The organism is Ensifer sp. LC11, from assembly GCF_001695835.1.
Classification (GTDB): Bacteria; Pseudomonadota; Alphaproteobacteria; order Rhizobiales; family Rhizobiaceae; genus Ensifer.
Genome location: NZ_MBSO01000001.1, coordinates 115,799 through 132,433, shown reverse-complemented (window position 1 = coordinate 132,433; position 16,635 = coordinate 115,799). Strand labels below are relative to the sequence as shown.

Here is a 16,635-nt window from a genome sequence, read left to right as displayed (position 1 = left end):
TGGGACCGGGCCAGGTTGAGGATACGCATACCGAATGAAGCTGAGGGAGTTCGCACAACAACTGGGCCTTTCGCCGACCACCGTCAGCCGTGCGCTGAGCGGTTATCCCGAAGTCAGTGAAAAGACGCGCAAGCGGGTCGCGGAAGAGGCGGCACGCCTCGGCTATCGCCCCAACATCAATGCTGTCCGCCTCGTCACTGGCCGAGCCGGCGCCATTGGCGTCGTCATGGGCCGGTCGGGCGAGTTTCATTTCTCCGAATTCATGGGCGGCCTGGCCGAGCGGCTCGGCGCCGAGGACATCGACATCCTGGTCAGCCCCATGGATGACAAGGATCCCAAGGGCGAAATCCAGCTTTACAGCCGGCTCGCCGTCAGCGGCCGCGTCGACGCCGTGATCGTGCATTCCCCCGAACCGAACGACGAGCGCATTGCCCTCCTCCACAAGCTCGGCATGCCCTTCCTCGTGCACGGACGATCCGATACCGACGTCCCGCATGCCTGGCTCGATATCGACAACGAAGGCGCCATCCGCCGGGCGACTTCACATCTCATCGACCTCGGCCATCGCCGCATCGCCATGATCAACGGACGGCAGGGCCGAACCTTCTCGCTTCACCGTGACAAGGGATATCGTGACGCCCTGCAAGCCCGCGGCATCCCCTTCGACCCGCGTCTGGTGGCCCACGGCAATTTCACCGACGAGCTCGGGTTTCGCTTCGCCCGCTCCTTCCTGGAGCAGACGCCGCGCCCGACCGCCTTCGTCGCTGGCTCGATGATGACGGCACTCGGCATCTACCGGGCAGCGCGATCGATGGGGCTTGAAATCGGCCGCGAGGTCTCGGTCATCGCCCATGACGACGTCTTCCCCTATCTCACCGCGGACAATATGGTGCCGTCGCTCTCGGCGACGCGCTCTTCGATGCGCGCTGCCGGCGCGCGCTCGGCCGATCTGGTGCTGCAGCTACTGGCGGGGCGCCCCACGTCCGAAGTGCAAGAACTCTGGCCGGTGGAACTGATCCTGCGGGAATCGACCGCGCCGCCGCCGCAGAGCAAATGACGTCTGGCGGCTCGCCCCAGCCGGGTGAAGTGCAGCGCCACCTGCATCGCCGAGGCGCCAACCTCAAAGACGATCGCCGCGTCAGCAGCAGCCAGCCTTGCTGACGCCCGCCGCCTAGGCGGTTTATCCAGACTGGGATCGCGAATTGCGATGAAACGCCGCAAAGCGATTGCCTCAATAACCGTTGTCCGGACGGGCGCCGCAGGTTAGGACCGACGGAACGAAGGACATGGAACATGGCCGAAGCGGAAACCACCACACTTTATGAAGCAATCGGCGGCGATCCAACGGTTCGGGCGCTGACGCGCCGCTTCTATCAGTTGATGGACACATTACCGGAAGCGGCACGTTGCCGCGCCGTGCATCCGCCTGACCTTTCTGGCAGCGAAGAGAAATTCTACGAGTACCTGACCGGCTGGCTTGGCGGACCGCCCATCTACGTCGAGAAACGCGGCCACCCGATGCTGCGCCGTCGTCATTTCGTCGCCGAGATCGGCCCCGCGGAGCGCGACGAATGGCTGCTTTGCTTCACGCGGGCGCTTGAGGAAACGATCGCCCATCCGAAGCTGCGGCAGATAATTATCGAGCCGATCACCCGCCTCGCCCTTCATATGCAGAACAAGGAATGACCTGACATGTCGCACAGCGGATTTCGCGCAACGACGCTTCTTGTTGCCGGCCTGATGGGCCTGACCGGCGTTGTCAGCGCGGCCGCCGCTTCGCACGGCGACGATCCAAGATTGCTCGCCGGTATTTCCGCAATGTGCCTGGCCCATGCTCCGGCGCTGGTCGCGCTCTACGCAGCCTGGCCGGGCTTTCGCACCGCGCCGGTCGCGGCTCTGCTGATCGCTCTCGGGACGGCGCTGTTCTCGGCAGATCTCGCCATGCGCCACGTCTCGGGTTCCGGCCTGTTTCCGATGTCGGCGCCGCTCGGCGGCACGACGATCATGGCGGGTTGGCTCGCCGTTTCGCTCGGCGCCTTCCTGCCGCGAAAGACAGCCTGAGAAAGAACATTCACCTCCCAGATCGGCCCATCCGGGAGGTGAATGGCATATAAAATCAAACGCGGCTGGGCCGCCTGATCAGGCGCCCTCGACGGCCAAAAAGCCTTCGAACTTCGGCGGGCCGAGATACATCGCCCTGTTGTCGCCGGCATTTCTGTGGGCAGCGCGGAAGTTCTCGGACTTCGTCCAGGCCGAAAACGAGTCGCGATCCTTCCAGACCGAGTTCGAGACGAAGAGCGTATAGCCCTCCTCAGCGACGCTGTCGCCGCGCAAGAGATGGAAGGAAACGAAGCCCGGCATCTCCGAAAGGCTGGAATCGCGCCCCTTCCAGACGGACTCGAAGGCTTCCTCCTGCCCGATGGCAATGCGGAAACGGTTCATGGCAACGTACATCTTGACCTCCCAGGACATTTCATCGTTTCACCGAAACAGGTGAAATGATCCAACTCTTTGAAACGGCGCAACGCCGGACGGAAAACCGCTTCACACTTTTCCTGGAGTTGCTCTCTTTTGCGCAACGCCGGACGGAAAACCGCTTCACACTTTTCCTGGAGTTGCTCTTAGGCGCTTTCTTTCTTGCGGGCGGCGTCGTTTGCAGCGCGCGGAAAGGCGAGAATAATCGCATCTTTCGGCTCCACAAGCCCGAGAGGATCGCGCACCGGCGGGCGGGTCTGCCAGCCCGGAAACTCGGCGACATTGGCATTCTCATCCAGCATCCGCGCACGGCGCGTCAGGATTTCATAGAGTTCAGGCACCAGGCCATCGCCCTGCTGCGCCGCCAGCTTGTGCAGACCGATCATCATGGCGAGGTCGGGACGCTCTTCGTTCATTGCACGCTCTCGTCTTGTCTTGTCCTGGGAGGATTACCGCTCGTCGCGGCTGGTGGTCAGGTCCTGCAGCGCCCGCTCCAGGCTCGATTTCGAGCCGTTGCGCAGCGGCACAAAGGCCTTGCCCCACTTCTTGCAGCCGGTCTTCACGCGAAGACATGCATCATGGCTGATGCAGTCGATCGGGCAGAAGACACAGTCGACGGACGGAAGCACGCGGTCGATCCGCGATACGGCTTCACGCAGGCCGCCGTCATGGTGAAGCAGCTCGGCGCCGAATGAGCTGGCGATCTCACGCAGATGCGCCACCTGACAATCACGGCCGCCGACATAGAGAAAACTGCGCCCTTCGAGCGTTGCCTTGCCAGCCTCCTGGCGGATCGCGGCCGGCTCGGAAGCCGCACGACCCTTGCCATTCTTCGCTGCATTCTGGTGACGCTTGCCGCGCATGCAATTCTCTCCGTCTGATCGTGCGACAAGGGCCACAACGGGCAGCCGGTCGCATCGGGACATCATCTCGACACACGCCCATCGGCTGCGTGACGAGGGCAACCTATTAAACTTGATAATCAGAGTAAAGTATAAACATGAGTTTTTTCATCATATTTTTTCAGCGCGCCGGTCCACCATTGCGGATGCACCTTGGCGTCAGCGAACGCTGGCGACGACTGGAAGCGCGTAAGACTTGGAATTCATGCCGGAACCGTTCGGGAATGGCGGGAAAGGTGCCGCTCGTTGAACCGCCTCAAGCGCTGCGCTGTCGAGCACGGGGTGACCCGAGCTTCCGGCAACCCTCACCCGCGACACAGCTCCGTCCGCAGTTACCGTGAAACTGACCGTCGTCGTCCCGGAAATACCCTGGCGCCGAGCCTCCGACGGGATCTTGTAGCGGCGATTGATCTTGGCGCGCACCTTGCCATCGTAGTTGGACATGTTGGCATTACCGACCTGCGATGACTGGCTCTTGCCGGTCGCATTCGCGGAGTTGCCTTTTTCCTCACCGTCCAACTTGCCCTTGACCTGATTTTGCGCCTGCTCGCCCTGGTCTCCCGCCTTCTTGCGGGTCACTTTCTTCTTCTTGACCGGTTCCTTCTTCGGCTCCGGCTTTTCGACCTTTTCCTTCTTCGGTTCCTCCGGCTTTACTTCCGGCACGACGGTTTCGACCGGCGCCACGCTCGCCGTCACCACGGCTTCGGCGACCTGCAAGGTCGGCATCTCTTCAGCCGGCAGAATGACGTCCGCCTCCGTGGCCGTCAGGTCCTGGGTTTCCTCGGCAGCAATCTCCTGCGTCGGCGCCACATCTTCCACGGGCTCTATCTCCGCGGGCTGGACCTCTTCGGGAACATCTTCCGTGGGCTCGACAACATTGGACGGAGCGCCGGCCTGAAGCGTTTCTTCGAAGGCATCGCCGAGTAGGGCTACTTCGACGTTCTCTCCGCCCTCGATCAAATCCAGCTGCGCCTCCTGAGGGTTAGAGCCGAACAGGGTAGCAAGAACGACGCCATGCGTTGCAAGCGAGAAGACGGCGGCCCCAGCCCATATAACGATACGCTTCATTACAGCCTTACCTTCGCCGCGCCAGGCGACGCAAATTCCATGCCCATGACGAGCGAGCCTGCCTCAACCCTTGAGTTCCACCGTCGACTTCGATCCGGTCTTGATGCCGCTCATGCAGGCGGCCGGTTGAACGCCGTCACCGACACAGGCCGGTGCATCGTTGATCAGCAGGCTCTTCACGGCGGCGCAATTGGTACCGGGCAAATCGAACTGCCGTACCTTGGTCTTGCCGGCAGGCAGATCGCGGAAATCCAGCACCGCCATGCGCTCGACCAGGCCCTTCTGGTCAAAGATCACGAATTCGAAGGAGACCTTGCTCAGTGATTGCGCAAATTCGTTGCCGGCAACGAAGGTCAGCTTGCAGCCCTTCTGCGATGGGGCGACCTCGTTGAGCTCGATGGTCAACCCGCCTGCCGGCGCCGCCTCCTGGGCGTTGACACCGCTTGCCGCGACCAAGGCCGCAACAGCAACGGGAACAATCGGGAGGCTGGAAAACTTCATATCGACACCACTCCAGAGGTTGCAGCAAAGCACCGAACGGGGCCGCGCGCCCTTGTCCACAAGCCGGCACTAACTAACTTGAGAATAAAAGTCCGGTATTGCGTCCATAGATAAATATGAGTAATGAAGTCAAGATAGTAAACGAATTGCATGGCAGGAAATGCGGGGAAATCAACGCGGCCTGCCTTCTCGAAACGGCCGAACCGCAGTGACCAACGACCACGAACGCGCACGTCCATCCGATCCGCCCTTTCCGGCGGGGCGCGCGCAACGGATTATCGAAAGTCGTGAGCTCTTCGGCGGTGACAACGAGATCCTCATTTCCCACGACGGCGCGATCTACCGCATGAAAATCACCCGTCAGGGCAAACTGATCCTGAACAAATAGGCAGATGAAAATGACCGAGAGCCTCCGCCCCACTCCTTCCGAAATCCGCGCCTATCGCGCCGAAAACCCGAAGATGCGCGAGCGTGACATCGCAGCCCAGCTCGGCGTTTCCGAAGCTGCGCTCGTGGCTGCCGAATGTGGGCTCACCGCCGTGCGCATCGATGCCGATGCCAATCGGTTCCTGTCGCGGGTCGAGGAACTCGGCGAAGTGATGGCGCTGACCCGCAATGAAAGCGCGGTCCACGAGAAGATCGGCGTCTATGAGAAGATCACCACCGGCGAAATGGCGAGCATCGTGCTCGGCGAACAGATCGATCTTCGCGTCTTCCCGAGCGCCTGGGCCCATGCCTTCGCGGTGACGAAAACCGACGAGAAGGGCGAAGTCCGCAAGAGCCTGCAGTTCTTCGACAAGTGGGGCAATGCCGTCCACAAGGTGCATCTCCGTGCTGCATCCAATGTCGAGGCCTATGACAGGATCGTCGCCGATTTCCGTCTCGATAACCAGGCGCAGGACTTCACCGCGGACACCAGCACTCCGTCCGGCGACGACAAGCCGGAAACCGTGGTCGACGTCGTCGAACTGCGCGACCGCTGGGCGAAGATGACGGACACCCACCAGTTCCACGGCATGCTGCGCAAGCTGAAGATCGGCCGTCGTCAGGCGCTGCACAACATTGGCGAAGACTTTGCCTGGCAGCTTGATCCGTCCAGCATCGAAGCGATGCTGCATTCAAGCGCCGAAGTCGAGTTGCCGATCATGTGCTTCGTCGGCAACCGCGGCATGATCCAGATCCATTCCGGCCCGATCGCCAAGATCGCGACGATGGGCCCGTGGCTGAACGTCATGGATCCGACCTTCCACCTGCACCTGCGTATCGACCACATCGCCGAACTCTGGGCCGTGCGCAAGCCGACCGCCGACGGCCATGTGACCTCGATCGAGGCGCTTGATGCCAAGGGCGAGATGATCATCCAGTTCTTCGGCAAGAGGAAAGAGGGTCTTGCGGAACGCCCGGAATGGCGTTCGATCGCCGAGGGCATGCCGCGCCTCGACACCACGGTTGCCGCTTAAGGACGCCCAAGATGATCAACGGTCTCGATTTCCGCCGCCTTCGCCGCTGGGAACTGGCACTCGCAGCCTTTGCCCTGTCGGCGCCCTTCCTTCTGCCGGCTGTAGCGCCTGGCGCCCCCTCCTTCGTCCGGCCGGCAATGGCCGAGGACATGCAGAAGGCCGACGTTTCGCGCGTCGTTTCGGTTGGCGGAGCGGTCACCGAGATCATCTATGCACTCGGCGAGGAAGGCCGCCTGGTTGGCCGCGATTCCACGAGCACCTATCCGGAAGCGGCGAAAAAGCTTCCGGATGTCGGCTATATGCGCCAGCTCGCGCCGGAAGGCATCATCGCCGTCAACCCCAGCGCGATCGTCGCCGTCGAGGGTAGCGGCCCGCCGGAGGCACTTGCCGTCCTGAAGGAGGCCAACATCGCCTTCACCAGCGTGCCCGAGACCTTCGACAAGGCCGGCATTCCCGCCAAGATCCGCGCGGTCGGCACTTTCCTCGGCGTTGAGGACAAGGCCGAAACTCTTGCCAAGAGCGTCGAGGCCGACCTGGATGCGGCGGTCGCCGAAGGTGCAGCCCGCCCCGAAAGCGAGCGCAAGCGCGTGCTCTTCATTCTGAGCACCCAGGGCCGAAAGGTCGTGGCATCGGGACAGGGGACCGCCGCCAACGGCATCATCGAGCTCTCTGGCGCCGTCAACGCCGTCGGCACCTTCCCCGGCTACAAGGCGCTGACCGACGAAGCCATCATCGAGGCCAAGCCCGACGTGGTGCTGATGATGGATCGCGGCGGCGAGCATTCCGCCAAGGTCGACGAGCTCTTCGCCCTGCCGGCGCTGAGCTTGACGCCGGCTGCGAAGAACAAGGCGCTCGTCCGCATGGACGGCCTGCACCTGCTCGGCTTCGGCCCGCGCACGGCAAGTGCAGTTCGCGACCTTAATGCCGCCATCTACGGGAAGAAGGCCAATGCCTCGCAGTGAGGCATCGGATCGCGGCATGGGCCTGACGACTTTCGCCGCAGAGATCCGCAGCGAGTGGCGCTCCGGCAACCGCGCGCGGCTGGCGCGTCTTGTCATCATCGCCCTTTCGGCCGCCGCTATCGCGACGTTCATCGGCTCGATCATGACCGGTGCCGCCGATGCATCGCTGTCGAACGTCTGGTACTGGCTGATTGGTGAAGCCGATCAGGCGCTGAGCGTGCGCGACCGGATCATCATTCTCGATATCCGGCTGCCGCGCGCGGTGCTCGGCATGCTCGTTGGCGCCTCGCTCGCCGTTTCCGGCGTCGTCATGCAGGGCCTCTTCCGCAACCCGCTGGCCGACCCTGGTCTCGTCGGCGTCTCCTCGGGCGCGAGCCTTGGCGCGGTCCTTTTGATCGTGCTCGGAACCGCCACCTTCGGGCCGCTCTTCGCCCTGTTCGGTTTCTACGCGCTGCCGGTGGCGGCCTTCTTTGGCGGCCTCGTCACGACGCTGCTGCTCTACCGCATCGCCACCCGCGGCGGACAGACGTCGATCGCCACCCTGCTGCTGGCAGGCATCGCGCTTGGCGCGCTCACCGGCGCCGTCACCGGCGTGCTCGTCTTCTTGGCCGACGACAAGCAATTGCGTGATCTGACCTTCTGGGGCCTCGGCTCGCTGGCGGGCGCCAACTGGACGAAGATCCTGGCGTCAGCGCCCATCATTCTGCTCTCGCTCGCCGTCACCCCGTTTCTGGCCCGCGGGTTGAATGCGATCACGCTTGGCGAGGCCGCCGCTTTCCATATGGGCATTCCCGTACAGCGGCTAAAGAACGTCGCGATCGTCAGCGTCGCGGCCGCGACCGGCGCATCCGTCGCCGTCAGCGGCGGCATTGGCTTCGTCGGCATCGTCGTCCCGCACCTCCTGCGCCTCGTCATCGGCCCGGACCATCGCTACCTTCTGCCGGCTTCAGCACTCCTCGGCGGGACGCTGTTGATCCTCGCCGACATGATCGCCCGCACGATCGTTTCCCCGGCCGAGCTGCCGATCGGCATCGTCACCGCCTTTATCGGTGCGCCGTTCTTCCTCTGGATCCTGCTGCGCGGCCGTTCGAACATGGGACTGTGAACGAAACCATGATCAATGTTTCCAATCTCACCGTGCGCCTCAGTGGACGACCGGTCATCAACGGGGTCTCACTCGAAGCGCCGCCTGGCGCGCTGACGGCGATCGTCGGCCCGAACGGCTCCGGCAAGACCACGACGCTGAAGGCAATTTCCGGCGAACTTTCGCCATCGGGCGGAACGATCCGGATCAACGGTCGTGACCTGCGCGGCCTGAAACCCTGGGAGCTTGCGTCAATGCGCGGCGTGCTTCCGCAATCGACCGTGATCTCCTTTCCCTTTACGGTGCGCGAAGTCGTTCGGCTGGGCCTTGCCGCTGGCGCAAACACCGACCCGGCGGTTCATGACCGGATCGCGGCCGACGCACTGGAAGCCGTCGATCTGGCGGGTTTTGCCGGCCGTTTCTACCAGGAGCTATCGGGCGGCGAACAGCAACGCGTGCAGCTGGCCCGTGTCCTTTGCCAGATCGCCGAACCGGTCATCGACGGGGAACCGCGCTATCTTCTGCTCGACGAACCCGTGTCCAGTCTCGACATCCGCCATCAGCTTGGGATCATGCAGCTCGCACGCAAGTTCTGCGAACGCGGCGGCGGTGTCGTCGCCGTGATGCACGACCTCAACCTGACCGCCATGTTCGCCGACCATATGGTGATGATGAAGGCCGGCAAGGTCCGCGCCAGCGGCGCGCCCCGCGAGGTCTTGACGGACGAGACGATGGAGGCCGTCTTCGGTTGCCGCATGCGGGTGGGCGTTGCACCGGCACCGCCAGTCCCGTTCGTTCTGCCGCAGACGGCGTCGCTCTGACGCCACCTGCGGATCGGGCAGCGATCGCCTCAAGATCCGCAATTCCTCACGCCCCCAACAACAAGATTTATCGAAACAATTTCCGCATCTGCGCGTTGTCCTCCCGAAACGCCGGCACGGGCCCGTGGTTGTGCCCGCCGGTTCTTGTCAGGTAGCGCCGACCGTTCACGGCCGGCGCATGTGTGAAAGGGAGTATTCATCATGACGCCAGGCCTCTTTTCCGGCTCGAGCTCGCGCTCGACAAAAAGCAACGGCAAGCTCGCCGATACCTCTATCGAGGAACAACTGGGCGAACTGCGCCATGATGTGGCAACGCTGGTCGCCTTGTTGGCCGATCGTGGATCGGCGGCATCGAAGCAGGCCCGCAGCAAGGCGCAGGATGCGCGTGAACAGGCTGAGGCCGGCATAAGCGAGCTGTTGGCAAGTGGAGAAGATCTGCTGGCCGAGCTTCGCGACCGCTACGCCGGCACCGAAAAGCAAGTACGCCACGCCGTCCGAGAACATCCGATTGCCACGCTTGGCGCCGCCGCCCTGATCGGTCTTGCGGTCGCAGCGCTTCTTCGACGCTGACCAACATGTGGACCGTTGAAACGGATGGGTGGTCGACCGCCAACCCATCCGTATTGATGATCGGGGGCAATGCATGGGACCATTGACGGCAGCTCTTGCGGCGCTGTTGGCCGCCGACATCGGCGCCACCGCCGCACGCGTAAAGCGCAATGCTATTCTGTGGAGCATCATAGGGCTGCTGCTCACGACAGCCTATGTCTTCGCGCTCGCAGCCACGTTCCTCTATCTCAGCGCCCACTACTCTGCGATCGCCGCCGCGACCGCGATCACCATCGCCTTGGTCGTGACCGCCCTGGTGCTGATCGGTATCTTGGTAGCGCTGCAAAATCGCGACCGCCGACGGGCCGAAGAACGCCGTCGCCGAACCCAGATGCAAACCAATCTGACGCTGCTTGCTGCTGCCGGTATCCTGCGCAAGCAGCCGCTGCTTGCGGTCGCAACCGCTCTTGCGATCGGTGCCCTGGTCGGCACCGGCAAGAGACGCGCGCGCCGACGCGAAAACTGACACCCCAGGACCGGTCTTCGTGAACGCGCACTCGGCGCCGGCTAGAGCGGCAAGCGAATGAGCGCAGTAACGCCAGCGGCAAGGTATTCCACCTTGACCGAGCTGCCGAGCACCTTGTCGAGGCTGCGCTCGATGAGGATCGAGCCGAAGCCACGCCGCTTCGGCTCACGCACCGGCGGCCCTCCGACTTCCGTCCAGGTCAGATGGAGAACGTGATCCCCGTCCTCGACCATGTTGCGCGCCGTCAGAACAACCTTCCCCTTCGGCACCGACAACGAACCGTACTTGACCGCATTGGTCGCAAGCTCGTGCAGAACCAGTCCGAGGCCAACCGCCTGGTCGGGGCCGAGCGATACCTCGTCCTTGTGGATCTCGACCTGCTCCGAATAGCAGTTGACGTGGGGCAGCAATTGCTTGGCGATCAGGTCGGCAAGCCGGATGGTTCCCCATTCGTGGTCCGAAAGCAGGCCGTGCGCTTCGGAGATCGCCTGCAACCGTCCGGCAAAGGCGGTCATGAATTCGGCCGGGTCGCTCGTCTGGCGAAGCGTCTGGCGGGCGAGCGATTGCAGCATCGCCAGCGTGTTCTTGACCCGGTGATTGAGTTCCTTGAGCAGGAGCCGGGTCCGCTGGACCGAGGCCTGCTGGTCGGTAACGTCGATCGTCACGCCGATGAAGGTGAGTGGCTCGCCCTTTCCGTCACGCTCGTGCACGCGACCACGGCCGAGCAGCCAGCGGCCGGTGTCACCGATGCGGAACATGCCGTCATATTCTTCATCGGCCTTCATCGCCTGGCGAAGCCTTGAAAAGGTCGCGCCGCGGTCGTCCACGTGGATGGCGCCGAAGATCTCCTTGGCACTGACGGAACCGCCGGCCGGCAGGCCGAACATGCGTTTCATCGCGCTGTTGCCGGCGATCGCCCCGGAGCGGATATCCCAAAGCCAGCTGCCAATATTGGCGGCTTCGAGCGCCATGGCATGGCGCTGCTCCTCGCGCGACAACGCAGCCTCTTTCAGGGCGCGCTTACGTGCCTCGTCCTTAAGCTTGAACAGGGACGCGGCAAGACCGGCAAGCCGGCCCAATTGCTCGACGAGGTGTTGTGCAACGCCGTCGCGCGGCTTGACATCAAGAACGCACACCGTGCCCACGGTCTGTCCATCGAGCACTATCGGCGCGCCGGCATAAAAGCGCAAAAACGGCGAGCCTGCGACGCGTGGGCGGCGCATGAACCGCGGGTCAGCCGAGGCGTCCAGCACGACGAGACTGGTATCGGCTTCTGCGACCACATAGACGCAGAACGATTCTTCCGATGAGGCGCGGGTCTCCGTCGTCCCGATGGCAGCCTTGAACCATTGCCATTCGCGGTCGATCAACGTCACCAAGGCAATCGGCGCATCGAAGAGACGGGTGGCGATTTCGACGATCCCGTCGAAGTCCGGGTCGAGCTCGGCCATGTCGGGCACAGTCGCGTGCAACACGCTCAGACGCTCGGGCGCGTCGAGCAGTCTCGTCACGGGCGGGTCTATCCTCTCTGTTCTCAGGCGCATTCGGTCTCAATTCCCACTCTGAGCGAGACCCGGCAAGGCCACGCAGGCTTCTGCCGGCACCCCGCTCAATTTCGGGGTGCTTTGACCCGAAATCATCGTGGCCGCGCATTCGTCGGCCGATCCCCCCGCCACGGCCATCCCCTTCGGGATCGCGCCGCCAGTGAAAGCAGGACACCACCGCTTTTGCAACGGTGCCGGCCTGGAATCTTTCATCAGGAAACGAAGGCGCGCGAGGTAATCGGAGCAGAGGTCTCATCCGGCCCGTAATCGTTTTCGCCCTTCACCTGAAGAATGTCCTGCAAGCGCTGGCGCGCGCGGTTGACGCGGCTCTTGATCGTCCCCAGCGCACAGCCGCAGATCGTCGCCGCTTCTTCGTAGGAGAAGCCGGAAGCGCCGACGAGAATGATCGCTTCGCGCTGATCGGGCGGCAACATCTCGAGCGCCTTGCGGAAATCCTGCAGGTCGAGCGAACCGTATTGCTCGGGATGGTGAGCGAGCGACTCGGTGAAATGTCCATCGCTGTCTTGGACTTCGCGCCCGCGTTTGCGCATCTGGCTGTAGAGCTCGTTGCGCAGGATCGTGAAGAGCCAGGCTTTCATATTGGTGCCCATCTCGAAATGATCCTGCTTCGCCCAGGCCTTCATGATCGTGTCCTGCACCAGGTCATCGGCACGGTCGTGACGGCCGATCAGCGACATGGCGAAGGCACGCAGGCTCGGCAGAGCGGCCAGCATCTCTCGCTTGAAATCATTTTTTTCCGATGACATTCCGGGACTCACTCCCTGCCCTGCAGCGCAGATTGCTGCTCGGCCGCGTCGAGTTTTTCCAGAAGATCGAGAAAACGCGCGGGTATCGCCTCTTCCTGCACGGACTGATAAAGCGCCTTCAGCTTTGCTGCGATCTGCGCATTTGGGTCTTCTGTCCATAAGGTCGTGCCGGTGCTCCGCCCTGCCCCTGTTTTATATTTCATTTTCAAACTGTCGCCTTCGAGTGTCCATAGCCGCCATAACGCCGCTGAAAATTGAAATGTTCCCTCGCGGAACCTTTTTTTACGATCAGCGTTCTCGCAACGTCACCGTAAAACGATATTCGAGGGAGTTCACCCTATGACATTGTCCACGCGGATCGCACCGCTCCTGCCGTATCTGCGCCGCTACGCGCGCGCACTGACCGGCTCGCAGACGTCCGGCGACGCTTATGTGGCAGCCGTTCTCGAAGCGCTGATCGCCGACACGTCGATTTTCCCGGAAGCAAGCAACGATCGGGTTGGCCTGTTCCGGCTGTTCACCTCGCTTTTCGGCTCCTCGTCCGTCCTGGTGCCGGAACCGGTTTCTCCCTTTGCCTGGGAACAGCGGGCATCGATCAACCTTGCGACCGTCTCGCCCCTTGCCCGTCAAGCTTTCCTTCTGGTCTCGGTTGAGGGTTTCCGGCCCGAGGAAGCGGCCGAGGTTCTCGATCTCTCCACCGACAAGGTCGGCGGCCTGCTCGATCGCGCCTCGCAGGAAATTTCCAGGCAGGTCGCAACCGATATCATGATCATCGAGGACGAACCGCTGATCGCCATCGACATCGAGCAGATGGTCGAAAGCCTCGGCCATCGCGTGACCGGCATCGCCCGGACGCGCGACGAGGCGATTGCCCTCTACAAGAAGACCCGGCCAAGCATGGTGCTTGCCGATATCCAGCTCGCAGACGGCAGCTCGGGCATCGACGCCGTCAACGACATCCTGAAGACAAGCGCCATTCCGGTGATCTTCATCACCGCTTTCCCCGAACGGCTGTTGACCGGCGAACGCCCGGAACCGACGTTCCTCGTCACCAAGCCGTTCAATCCGGACATGGTCAAAGCGCTGATCAGCCAGGCGCTGTTCTTCAACGAAACGACCAAGGCGGCGGCCTGAGCAGACAGGTCATTTCGTTGTTCCACGAGGGCAGCGAAATGACCTGGCTCCGCTGAAAGCATCCATGGTCTGCGCCGGTGGCACCTCCGCCGGCACTTTTCTTTGGCGGCAACCTCATTGCTGTTTGGATATTCCCACTTTGCCCCAGAAACACGACAGCCAGTGCCGAGGGAAGGCACTGGCTGGTATGTGCAACTCACTCGGGGAGTGTGAGTTGTAGGCCGGCGGTCTGCCTCCGGCGCCGCATTGGGGGCGATGCGCGCCACCGTCCGGTCGATATTAGAATGCGCGGCGCGGCAAAAGGTTCCAATCGGCCGTGGCAACCTCTGCACGCCGTCGTCACAGCATGCTGTCGAGCTCGTCGCGGTGCCGATAAAGCGCCAGAAAGCGGCGATAATCGCGATCATAGGCGTCGCGAACCTCGGCATTCGGCAAGTGTTCGTGCCCATCCGATGCCATTTCCGCGCCTGCTGCGGCGAGATCCTGATGCATGCCCCCGGCAACCGCCGCCGCCATCGCCGTTCCGAGCAGCACTGCGTCCGGCGCTTGCGGCGCCACGACGCGGCAGCCGGTGACATCGCAGTAGAGCTCCATCAGCAGCGCATTGCGGACATGGCCGCCGGTGACGTGCAGCGTGTCGAGCTGATAGCCCACCTCCCGCATCATCTCCAGAATGTGGCGGATGCCGAGCGCGATCGCGACACAGGTGCGCCAGTAGAGGCGGCAGAGCGCGTCGAAGGAGGAATCGAGCGGCAGGCCGCTGATGACGCCGAGCCCGTGCGGGTCGGCGAGTGGCGAGCGGTTGCCATGGAAGTCGGGTAGTACGTGCAGGCGATCGGCGAAGGCAGTCCCCTGCTCTGCTCGCAGTTCCTGCACCCGGGCGATGATCCGGCCATGGGTCTCGGCGGTCGGCTCAAGACCGCCGCCATGCAGCCGCACGATATGGTCGAGCAATGCGCCGGTCGCCGATTGCCCGCCTTCGATCAGCCAGGCGCCCGGAAGAACCGCCTCGTAATAGGGACCCCACATGCCGAAGCCCGGTTTCATGTCCTTGGAAAAGGCGACGATGCAACTCGACGTACCGGCGATCAGCGCCAGTTGTCGTTCAAGCTTTTCCGGCGCACCGATGAAACTGCCGACGACGCCAAGCGCGCCGGCATAGGCGTCAATCAGGCCCGGCGCCACCTGGCAACCCTCGTCCAGCCCAAGTTCGGCCGCAGCCGCTGCACTGAGATGGCCGACCGAGCTTCCGATCGGCAAACTCGCTTCCGGCAATCCGCCACGCTCGATGAGATCTTCCAGGCCGATCTTTTCGAGATAGTCGGGCTGCCAGCCCCGCGTCTCATGGGCGAGATAGTTCCATTTCGCCGTCAGCGTGCAGCGCGAGCGTGCGGCACTCCCCGTCGCCCGCCACGACAGATAGTCGGCGAGATCGAAAAAGAAGCCAGCCTTCTGCCATTGGGCCGGCAGATTGCGCTTCAGCCACATGAGCTTCGGCATTTCCATTTCCGGCGACATCACCCGCCCGGAAAAATCGAGTACGGGATGGCCGGTCGCCGTGCAGAAATCAGCCTCGGCGAGCGCCCGATGGTCGAGCCAGACGATCGTGTCCCAGCGCGCTTCGCCCTTGCGGTTGACGGATAGCGGCCTGCCTTCACGGTCGCGCACTACCAGCGAGCACGTGGCGTCGAAGCCGATTGCCGCAACGCTTTCCGCAGCGATGCCGGCCTTGCCCTTCGCCGCCCTGACCGCGCCGCAGACGGCGCGCCAGATATCTTCGGAATCGTGTTCGGCGTGGTTTTCTTCCGGCCGGTTCATGGCAATCGGCAGGTCGGCACGCGCAAGCAGCGTGCCCTTCCGGTCAAAGATACCGGCGCGCGCACTGCCGGTACCGACATCGACCGCAACGACGTATTCACGCATCAATGAAAGTCCCGCCCCCTGGATCACGATGATTTTGGGCCGCTCGGCGCGAAATCAGAACCGCGATCGATTATCATATCTCAGAGCGGGTATGCGGGCGTAAAACCACTCGCACCTTTCCTCATTCCGCTCCACTGCATGTTTCCTTTAATCTTAGCCGATTAAAGGAAAAAAACATGCAGCACTTCAAAGTGCTACGGCGACCTTTGCGCGTCTCACAAGACGCGCGGCGCCGTAGTTCCGTCCCTGCTATCTGCCGACAAACTGTAACAATTCGCTCATGTCGTCAAACAGCACGTCTGGGCTGAGTTCGGACAGACTTTGCCGATGTTTGTCCGTGCGCGCGTGGCTGCCGCCCGTAAAAGCGAAGACCCGCATTCCCGCCGCCTTTGCCGCTTCGATACCGGCTGGACTGTCCTCGACGACGACGCAATCCCTCGGCGCGAAACCCATTTGTCGGCTCGCATGCAAAAAGAGATCGGGCGCCGGCTTGCCGTGTTTCACCATGGTGGCGGAGAAGATGTTGGGCTCGAAGAGGTCGATAAGCCCGGTGACGGTCAGCGACAGGCGGATGCGCTCCGGCTGGCTGGACGAGGCAACGCAGCACGCACCGCTGAGGCCCTCGACCGCCTGGCGGATGCCCGAGATCGGCTGCAATTCGGTGCGGAAACGCTGGTAAAGGCGAAGGCGCATGCCTTCGAGAAAGGTGTCGTCGGTGGCAAGCCCGTATTCGTCGTGCAGGATCGCCGACATGCTTTTCAGGCTGCGGCCGAGGAAGCGCTCGGTCGCCTCCTCGGTGGTCATCGAAACGCCGGCTGCGGAGAGCACATCCACAAGCACTTCCAGCGAGATCGGTTCGCTATCGACGAGCACCCCGTCACAGTCGAAGATCACCAGCCCGGACGCCGCATCGGCCATC

General features: G+C 62.8%; 21 protein-coding genes. 11 read left to right on the top strand and 10 right to left on the bottom strand.

What is annotated here, in order from left to right; translation table 11 throughout:
• Positions 1-34 precede the first annotated feature (34 nt).
• From BBX50_RS00665 to BBX50_RS00655, 3 genes are all read left to right on the top strand, one after another.
• On the top strand, positions 35-1,057 hold the full coding sequence (locus tag BBX50_RS00665) for a substrate-binding domain-containing protein (protein WP_065773389.1): 1,023 nt from the start codon (positions 35-37) through the stop codon (positions 1,055-1,057).
• Between the two features lie 236 nt (positions 1,058-1,293).
• Positions 1,294-1,686 carry a group II truncated hemoglobin gene (locus BBX50_RS00660; protein ID WP_065773388.1) on the top strand — a complete coding sequence of 131 codons (393 nt, stop codon included), beginning with the start codon at positions 1,294-1,296 and terminating at the stop codon, positions 1,684-1,686.
• Positions 1,687-1,692: 6 nt separating this feature from the next.
• Positions 1,693-2,061, top strand: coding sequence for a DUF423 domain-containing protein (locus tag BBX50_RS00655; RefSeq protein WP_065773387.1), 369 nt, complete (start codon positions 1,693-1,695; stop codon positions 2,059-2,061).
• Positions 2,062-2,139: 78 nt separating this feature from the next.
• On the opposite strand, the gene BBX50_RS00650 is transcribed toward BBX50_RS00655, so the two are convergent.
• The 5 genes from BBX50_RS00650 to BBX50_RS00630 form a co-directional block, all read right to left on the bottom strand.
• A complete protein-coding gene (locus BBX50_RS00650) occupies positions 2,140-2,454 on the bottom strand; it encodes an antibiotic biosynthesis monooxygenase (protein WP_065773460.1) in 315 nt (104 codons plus the stop codon).
• 167 nt (positions 2,455-2,621) lie between these two features.
• Positions 2,622-2,891 carry a hypothetical protein gene (locus BBX50_RS00645; RefSeq protein ID WP_065773386.1) on the bottom strand — a complete coding sequence of 90 codons (270 nt, stop codon included), beginning with the start codon at positions 2,889-2,891 and terminating at the stop codon, positions 2,622-2,624.
• A gap of 33 nt (positions 2,892-2,924) precedes the next feature.
• Positions 2,925-3,338, bottom strand: coding sequence for a DUF2325 domain-containing protein (locus BBX50_RS00640; protein WP_065773385.1), 414 nt, complete (start codon positions 3,336-3,338; stop codon positions 2,925-2,927).
• A gap of 198 nt (positions 3,339-3,536) precedes the next feature.
• The gene (locus BBX50_RS00635) at positions 3,537-4,445 is read right to left on the bottom strand and encodes an energy transducer TonB (protein ID WP_065773384.1); all 909 of its coding nucleotides are present in this window, start codon (positions 4,443-4,445) and stop codon (positions 3,537-3,539) included.
• A 63-nt stretch (positions 4,446-4,508) separates the two neighbouring features.
• Complete coding sequence (locus BBX50_RS00630) at positions 4,509-4,946, bottom strand: hypothetical protein (RefSeq protein ID WP_065773383.1); 438 nt, start codon at positions 4,944-4,946, stop codon at positions 4,509-4,511.
• Between the two features lie 274 nt (positions 4,947-5,220).
• Here BBX50_RS00630 and hemP point away from each other — a divergent pair, with 274 nt between their 5' ends.
• The 7 genes from hemP (at position 5,221) to BBX50_RS00595 (ending at position 10,348) form a co-directional block, all read left to right on the top strand.
• Positions 5,221-5,334, top strand: a complete 114-nt coding sequence (hemP, locus tag BBX50_RS31015; RefSeq protein ID WP_320410495.1) for a hemin uptake protein HemP — start codon at positions 5,221-5,223, stop codon at positions 5,332-5,334.
• Positions 5,335-5,344: 10 nt separating this feature from the next.
• On the top strand, positions 5,345-6,406 hold the full coding sequence (locus BBX50_RS00620; protein WP_065773459.1) for a ChuX/HutX family heme-like substrate-binding protein: 1,062 nt from the start codon (positions 5,345-5,347) through the stop codon (positions 6,404-6,406).
• Positions 6,407-6,417: 11 nt separating this feature from the next.
• On the top strand, positions 6,418-7,368 hold the full coding sequence (locus BBX50_RS00615) for a hemin ABC transporter substrate-binding protein (protein WP_065773381.1): 951 nt from the start codon (positions 6,418-6,420) through the stop codon (positions 7,366-7,368).
• Positions 7,355-8,473 carry an iron ABC transporter permease gene (locus BBX50_RS00610; protein ID WP_065773380.1) on the top strand — a complete coding sequence of 373 codons (1,119 nt, stop codon included), beginning with the start codon at positions 7,355-7,357 and terminating at the stop codon, positions 8,471-8,473. The genes BBX50_RS00615 and BBX50_RS00610 overlap by 14 nt, the downstream gene beginning before the upstream one ends.
• 8 nt (positions 8,474-8,481) lie before the next feature.
• Positions 8,482-9,273 (top strand): heme ABC transporter ATP-binding protein, encoded by a 792-nt coding sequence (locus BBX50_RS00605; RefSeq protein ID WP_065773458.1) that lies wholly within the window; start codon positions 8,482-8,484, stop codon positions 9,271-9,273.
• 201 nt (positions 9,274-9,474) lie between these two features.
• On the top strand, positions 9,475-9,843 hold the full coding sequence (locus tag BBX50_RS00600) for a DUF883 family protein (protein ID WP_065773379.1): 369 nt from the start codon (positions 9,475-9,477) through the stop codon (positions 9,841-9,843).
• Between the two features lie 73 nt (positions 9,844-9,916).
• Positions 9,917-10,348, top strand: coding sequence for a hypothetical protein (locus BBX50_RS00595; protein ID WP_065773378.1), 432 nt, complete (start codon positions 9,917-9,919; stop codon positions 10,346-10,348).
• 41 nt (positions 10,349-10,389) lie between these two features.
• On the opposite strand, the gene BBX50_RS00590 is transcribed toward BBX50_RS00595, so the two are convergent.
• From BBX50_RS00590 to BBX50_RS00580, 3 genes are all read right to left on the bottom strand, one after another.
• The gene (locus BBX50_RS00590) at positions 10,390-11,892 is read right to left on the bottom strand and encodes an HWE histidine kinase domain-containing protein (protein WP_065773377.1); all 1,503 of its coding nucleotides are present in this window, start codon (positions 11,890-11,892) and stop codon (positions 10,390-10,392) included.
• Positions 11,893-12,104: 212 nt separating this feature from the next.
• Positions 12,105-12,659 (bottom strand): RNA polymerase sigma factor, encoded by a 555-nt coding sequence (locus tag BBX50_RS00585; RefSeq protein ID WP_034794051.1) that lies wholly within the window; start codon positions 12,657-12,659, stop codon positions 12,105-12,107.
• An 8-nt stretch (positions 12,660-12,667) separates the two neighbouring features.
• A complete protein-coding gene (locus tag BBX50_RS00580; RefSeq protein WP_065773376.1) occupies positions 12,668-12,862 on the bottom strand; it encodes a NepR family anti-sigma factor in 195 nt (64 codons plus the stop codon).
• A gap of 136 nt (positions 12,863-12,998) precedes the next feature.
• On the opposite strand from BBX50_RS00580, the gene BBX50_RS00575 reads away from it, so the two are divergent.
• Positions 12,999-13,793 (top strand): response regulator, encoded by a 795-nt coding sequence (locus BBX50_RS00575; protein WP_065773375.1) that lies wholly within the window; start codon positions 12,999-13,001, stop codon positions 13,791-13,793.
• Between the two features lie 339 nt (positions 13,794-14,132).
• Here the strand turns inward: BBX50_RS00575 and BBX50_RS00570 are convergent, their stop codons facing one another.
• Both BBX50_RS00570 and BBX50_RS00565 read right to left on the bottom strand, forming a co-directional pair.
• Positions 14,133-15,716 (bottom strand): FGGY-family carbohydrate kinase, encoded by a 1,584-nt coding sequence (locus BBX50_RS00570; protein WP_065773374.1) that lies wholly within the window; start codon positions 15,714-15,716, stop codon positions 14,133-14,135.
• Positions 15,717-15,965: 249 nt separating this feature from the next.
• A complete protein-coding gene (locus tag BBX50_RS00565) occupies positions 15,966-16,634 on the bottom strand; it encodes an HAD family hydrolase (RefSeq protein ID WP_065773373.1) in 669 nt (222 codons plus the stop codon).
• Position 16,635: the final 1 nt, after the last annotated feature.